6 protein-coding genes are annotated in these 4,284 nt (G+C 65.0%); 4 read left to right on the top strand and 2 right to left on the bottom strand.

The genetic code is table 11. From position 1 onward, the window contains the following. Position 1 precedes the first annotated feature (1 nt). From ODJ79_RS46275 to ODJ79_RS46285, 3 genes are read left to right on the top strand one after another with little or no spacing between them, the layout of a single operon-like run. Positions 2-706 (top strand): helix-turn-helix domain-containing protein, encoded by a 705-nt coding sequence (locus ODJ79_RS46275; protein WP_263030132.1) that lies wholly within the window; start codon positions 2-4, stop codon positions 704-706. A 6-nt stretch (positions 707-712) separates the two neighbouring features. Next, positions 713-1,189, top strand: coding sequence for an NUDIX hydrolase (locus tag ODJ79_RS46280; protein WP_263030133.1), 477 nt, complete (start codon positions 713-715; stop codon positions 1,187-1,189). Continuing rightward, positions 1,182-1,634: a hypothetical protein gene (locus tag ODJ79_RS46285; RefSeq protein ID WP_263030134.1), complete on the top strand. Its 453-nt coding sequence runs from the start codon at positions 1,182-1,184 to the stop codon at positions 1,632-1,634. Before ODJ79_RS46280 ends, ODJ79_RS46285 begins: the two co-directional genes overlap by 8 nt. A 2-nt stretch (positions 1,635-1,636) precedes the next feature. Here ODJ79_RS46285 and ODJ79_RS46290 read toward each other — a convergent pair whose 3' ends face one another. After that, positions 1,637-2,185, bottom strand: a complete 549-nt coding sequence (locus ODJ79_RS46290; RefSeq protein ID WP_263030135.1) for an HD domain-containing protein — start codon at positions 2,183-2,185, stop codon at positions 1,637-1,639. A 44-nt stretch (positions 2,186-2,229) separates the two neighbouring features. Next, entirely contained in the window at positions 2,230-2,454 is a 225-nt protein-coding gene (locus ODJ79_RS46295; protein WP_263030136.1) for a hypothetical protein, read from the bottom strand. A 128-nt stretch (positions 2,455-2,582) separates the two neighbouring features. On the opposite strand from ODJ79_RS46295, the gene ODJ79_RS46300 reads away from it, so the two are divergent. Beyond that, the gene (locus tag ODJ79_RS46300; RefSeq protein ID WP_263030137.1) at positions 2,583-3,311 is read left to right on the top strand and encodes an XRE family transcriptional regulator; all 729 of its coding nucleotides are present in this window, start codon (positions 2,583-2,585) and stop codon (positions 3,309-3,311) included. Positions 3,312-4,284 lie beyond the last annotated feature (973 nt).

Here is a 4,284-nt window from a genome sequence, read left to right on the forward strand (position 1 = left end):
GTTGGAACGGGGACTCACGCCGGCGTCTCTCGCGGAAGCGCTCAAGGTCGACCCCAAGAGCGTCGAGCGGTGGATCAGCGGGCGCACCCCGTACCGACGGCACCGGTATGCGGTCGCCGCTCAACTCGGGGTCGACGAGGTCTACCTGTGGCCCGAGGCGCTCAGCGCGGACCAGGTCGCCAGCGCCAGCGAGAGCGAGATCATCAGCATCTATCCGCACCGCTGGACCGTGCCCTCCGACCTGTGGCGCCACATGTTCGACGACGCCGAGAACGAGATCAGCGTCCTCGTCTACAGCGGCCTTTTCCTTTCCGAGGACGCGGGCATCCAGCGGATCTTCAGGCAGAAGGCGGAAGCCGGGGTACGCGTGCGCATCCTCCTCGGCGACCCTGACAGCGAGGCCGTAGCGCAGCGCGGCGCGGACGAAGGCGTGGACGACGTCCAGGCCGGGAAGATCAAGAACGCGTTCGTCATGTACCGGCCGCTACGCGAGGTCGATGGCATCGAGTTCCGGCTCCATCGGACCGTGCTTTACAACTCGATCTACCGTGCCGACGATCAACTCCTGGTCAACACCCATATTTACGGCTTCACCGCAGCGCAAGCGCCGGTATTGCACCTGCGCCGCGTGGCCGGCGGCGGCATGGTCGCGACCTACCTGGACAGCTTCGAGCGCGTGTGGGACAACGCGACACCGTTGAAGTGAGGCTGCATGGCTCGGCGTATCGACTTCTATGACGATCCCGACGCACCGCGTGCGACATCTCTCGTACCCTCGGCGAACGTGGTCGTCACCAACGACGACGGCGACATTCTCCTGATCCGGCGCTCTGATAACGGGAACTGGGCGCTACCCGGCGGCGCAATGGACTTGGGCGAATCGCTGCCTGATGCTGCTGTGCGTGAAACGGCTGAGGAGACGGGGATCGACGTTGAGATAACGGGCCTCGTTGGCATCTATACCGATCCTCGCCACGTCATCCTCTACACCAGCAACGGCGAGGCAAGGCAGGAGTTCTCCGTGGTTTTCGCAGCTCGGCCCACCGGAGGCGCTCCCACGACAAGCGCGGAATCCACCGAGGTCAGGTGGGTCCCCGTACGAGAGATTGACCGTCTACCGATGGATCGTTCGATGCGCATGCGGCTCGACCACTTCCTGAACGCGCCGCGGGACGTACACCTTGGGTAGCGACACGCTGAGCGCTGGCGCGGACGTCTTCTCCGCCGTCGGCACCGTCGGCGCCTTCCTGCTTGGTTTCCTGCTGCTGCGGCGCGAGCACCACCGTGAGGCCGACCGCTCCGAGGACGAGCGGCGCGCTCAGGCCGCGCGGATCAGTGCCTGGGTCGAGCTTGTGCGCAAGGTCGATGGCGGCCGTGAGCTGGCGTTCCACATCCACAATGCGAGTGACATGCCGATCTACGAAGTCGAGCTGCCGCTGCCGGCACGCGGCGACGAGGAGCCCGGCGCCGAGTTCGTCGGTCTCGTCCCGCCGGGCCGAACCGTCCAGCGTTCCGCGCCGCCGGACTGGCTACGCACGTACGTAGAGCCGGAGCCGGTGCAAATCGAATTCCTGGACAGCTCCGGCCGCCGCTGGAGCCGCGACGAACAGGGGTCACTTTCCCGGACGGATTGACCTCAGCCCTCGGCCAGCGCTTCCGTGATGATCCGCACCGAGTCGACGATCAGCGGGCTCGCCTCGCGGATCGACTCCGCTACGACGTCGCCGTCGCCATACCGAGCAATGATCTCGGCAAGACGCTGCTCGACTTCGGTCGGCTCGCCCAGCGGAGTCGTAGTCATGTCGGCGTAGGTGATCGCTGCCGATATCAACCCTTCGACGGGTGGGAACTCGCTCGCAAGTTGTTCGGACAGTCCCCGGTTACGCGCCTCAATGAAGGCACACGAGTGATGCGCGACCAGCCGGCAGACCAGAGCGTCGGCTTGGGCGACATCGCGGAGGTAGCGCGCGCCGTCCAGCTGGTGCATGCCAGTCATCGAGAGATCGGGCGCATAGCCGATGTCGTGCAACCACGCTGAGGACACCAGCGCAGAAGCGTCTCGGCCAACCAGGTGTGCGATCGACTCAGCCTTGCGAGCGACGCCCTGACTGTGCGACCACCGCCGCGGGATCGAGTTGGCCAGCAACCGACATGCGAGGTCACGGGCACGTTCGATCTGCTCCACAGGAGCAGGCTAACGAACGTGCCCTCCTCAGCCGACGAGATGCCCTAGCTGTACTTCGTTCCCTCCCTCGTTGCCCCGAGCGAGACGACATCGGCGAGCCGATCCGCGATCTCGGGGCGAACGTCGCCAAGGTGCACGACCGCGACACCGTGAAGGCCGATCGTGTCTTGCAGCGTCGGGAAGTCCTCGCCGACGTCGAAGCCCGCGTCTTCGAGGGCGAGCGCAACACGATCGGCGGCGTTCCGCGCCTCGGTTCGGTCTATCGCCATGCAGGCTCCCCTCTCGATCGTTCCGCCCAAGTGTTCGCTGAAGGTGACGCATCGTGAACCGCAGCTCTGGGACGTCTAGGGACGACTCGGCTAGAATGCGAGTCTCGCCAACGATCGGAGTCGTTGCCGTGAACCACCCTCTCGCCCGCGCGATACGAGGCGCCGGCATCAACAGCGTCGATGTCGCCGCCCACCTCGGTGTCGATCCGAAGACGGTGCAGCGGTGGATGGCCGGACGAATGCCATACCCCCGACATCGCAACGCCCTGTCCCGGCTGACCGGCTGGTCGCCACACGACCTGTGGCCCGAGCTCCCCAGACCAGCCGAGTCGGCCGCGCGGCACGATGAGGTATGCATCGTCTACCCCCACCGCTCGACCGTGCCGCCCGATGCCTGGTCTCGGTTGTTCGCCAAGGCCGAGAACGACATCTGCGTTCTGGCCTACAGCGCACTCTTCCTTGCCGAAGACATAGAGGTGTCGACCATCCTTCGCCGCAGAGCGGAGGCCGGCGTACGGGTACGAATCGCGCTGGGCCAGCCAACCGGCGGACATGTCGCCGATCGCGGCGCTGAGGAAGGCGTTGGTGACGGCATGAGGGCACGCATCCGCACCGCGCTCATCGGATTCCGCCCGGTTGTCGAAGCGGGCGCCGAGCTGCGGGTCCATGACACAGTCCTCTACAACTCGATCTACCGTGCCGATGACGAACTACTCGTCAATACGCACGTGTACGGGCATCCGGCGTCGCACTCTCCGGTCTTCCACCTTCGCCGCCAGAGCGGCGAAGGCATGGCCACGACCTACCTCAACTCGTTCGAGCGGGTTTGGGCGACAAGCGACGGAATCAGCACCTGAGCCACCAAATGGCTCCCGGCCGCACACGGCTCTGACAACGCGTGCGACCGGGGCCTCAAGGTGCCGGTGTCCCAATGCTTCCGCGATCTGGATACCGGCTACTGACGAGCTTGCCGGCGCCTGATGCAGAGAGGCACCGCAACTGCGGAGACGTCCTGTCGCCTCTAGTCGTCCCGCTAACGTCCGAGCTTCAGCACTACCTTGCCTCGAGCTGCTGGTTGAGGACGACTGCGGGTTCGTGGCCCCGTCAATCTGGCAGGTTGTGAATCGGCGTGAGGCCACGGCCGGCGTCGTCCAACGCCAAGGCGGTCTGGCCGCAGGCGGCACACGTAGCTTGGGCGCCGGGCGACAGCCACGGCATCATTGAGCCCACACAGCGGTTGAGCGGTTTCTGATTGGGAACTTCGCCGTCCATTGCCCACCGGATCTTTTCTAGCGTCCGCTCTTGTTCTAACTCAATCGCCTCAACGGTTGGCCATGGCAGGCCGTACATCGCTGCCTGCCGTTGTAGCTCCTGGCGGTGACTGCGCAGGCGCTGTGCTGCCTCTTCCCGCTTCCTAGCTCGCCCCCGCACTACAGCGTCGAGCCCTAGTATCGCAGGACAAGCGACGAAGGCCATCCAGAAGAACCATCCCCAACCAGTAAGCCACACTGCGAGGAAACCGGACACGATCAACGCGACAAACAACCAGCCACTCCGGCCCTTAGACCTCCGGTCGTCGCTCATCTTCCGGTACCCCCAGAATCGTCCGAACCGGGTGACTCGCGCCCCCGATATCGCCGCGCGCCTTCTAAGATGCGCGGCAGACGCGCCAGATCAACCATCAACGGACTCGACTGACGGCCATCTGGGGAAGGTTGGTGTCCCGGTAGGGCGGCTACTGGCCAGCAAACTAGCGTCGCAGGCATTCCGCTAGCCGTCCTCGGGCTGCAATGGGAAAGACTGAATGCTTGGCACTAGTCCATCATCTGT

Origin of the sequence: Actinoplanes sp. KI2 (assembly GCF_025630775.1) — a bacterium.
Classification (GTDB): Bacteria; Actinomycetota; Actinomycetes; order Mycobacteriales; family Micromonosporaceae; genus Actinoplanes.